The sequence below is a fragment of the Synechococcus sp. B60.1 genome (assembly GCF_047462555.1).
In the GTDB taxonomy this organism is placed as follows: domain Bacteria; phylum Cyanobacteriota; class Cyanobacteriia; order Thermostichales; family Thermostichaceae; genus Thermostichus.
On the sequence record NZ_JANSJN010000013.1, the window covers coordinates 16,041 to 17,155 of the forward strand.

Consider the following 1,115-nt stretch of genomic DNA (forward strand, 5'->3'; position numbering starts at 1 on the left):
GCGCGGCGGGTGGATGGGGAAGTGATTGTGCTCCATGTTACCGATGAGCCCCAGGGGAAGGGGGTGGAAGCGTTGCGGCAGCTTGCCCAGCGTCTTTTGGCGGATATTCGCCACGAATTTTGCCTGGCTTCTGGCCCCCTGGCGGAGACCATCGTGGATGTGGCCCAGGAGCGGCAGGTTACCGACATAGTCATGGGCAAGCGGGGCCACCGCCCCTGGGAGCAGGTGCTAGTGGGATCCACTTCCCAAGCGGTGTTGGAGACCAGCTCTATTCCTGTAATCCTCGTAGAGTCTCCTAGAGAAACCCCTGGGCAGGCAGCGGAGGCTTAAAGATCAATGCTGGGCCCTAGAGCTGTTGCTAGGCTAGGCCTCCAAACCGGCCTCAGCAAAGATTATTTGGCTCTACGGGGTATCCATCGGTTTTCGGCGACAGTGAAGCACCTTTTTTCTTTCTTAGTAGGGCAGCACTGAGCATCTTTGGGACCATGAACAAGCATATCTAAGCAGACCTCAGCACTTCCTCTAGAGCTACGAGCGATGGAAATGTTGTTAACGACAACTCTATCGCCAAGAAATACAGGCTCTAGGAGTGTGGGGTTTTTGCTGCCACCTAACAGGCCGGATAAGCTTATCCAGGCAGCACTGCCTCCTGTACTGCTTGCTACAACCGCCACCACATCCTGAAGCCCATCGTTGTTAAGATCGGTAGGTTCCAGCCTTTCAAGGCTTGCTGTTAGAAACCCTTCTTCAAAAATGCTAGAGCCTCTTTGATACTTGCCATCTTGAAAACGAACCCGCTCAATATCTGGAAGGGGCGAGGTAGCTATGAGATACTCAGCGTTTAAGAACGCTTGCTCGGCACTTGTTTTAACCGTCGATGCTATCGAAACTAAACAGGCACTTAACAAAAAGCAAGCCAGCTTAAAAAGAATTCTTTTAGCGGCCATTGCTTTGCTCCCTTAGCCAAAAGGACGGAGGGTGTCTAATTCTATTCGATGCAAAGGAAGGAGAACAAGATTGGCTTAGCCTTAGATTGGCCGCAGTTGCTCCTGGTTAGATAAGACCCTCCTGAAGCCTTCTTTGCTCTCACCTCTTGTCTCCGCTAGGCATGGACG

At 52.2% G+C, this 1,115-nt stretch carries 2 protein-coding genes; one reads left to right on the forward strand and one right to left on the reverse strand.

From position 1 onward, the window contains the following. Positions 1–330: universal stress protein (locus tag NW863_RS02720; RefSeq protein ID WP_414364218.1), on the forward strand; the 330-nt coding region annotated here is incomplete at its 5' end. A gap of 62 nt (positions 331–392) precedes the next feature. Here NW863_RS02720 and NW863_RS02725 read toward each other — a convergent pair. Beyond that, positions 393–947, reverse strand: a complete 555-nt coding sequence (locus NW863_RS02725; RefSeq protein WP_414359310.1) for a hypothetical protein — start codon at positions 945–947, stop codon at positions 393–395. Positions 948–1,115: the final 168 nt, after the last annotated feature.

Excerpts from the sequence above, each read along its gene's own strand:
- NW863_RS02725 (WP_414359310.1), bottom strand. The coding sequence starts at position 947 with ATGGCCGCTAAAAGAATTCTTTTTAAGCTGGCTTGCTTTTTGTTAAGT.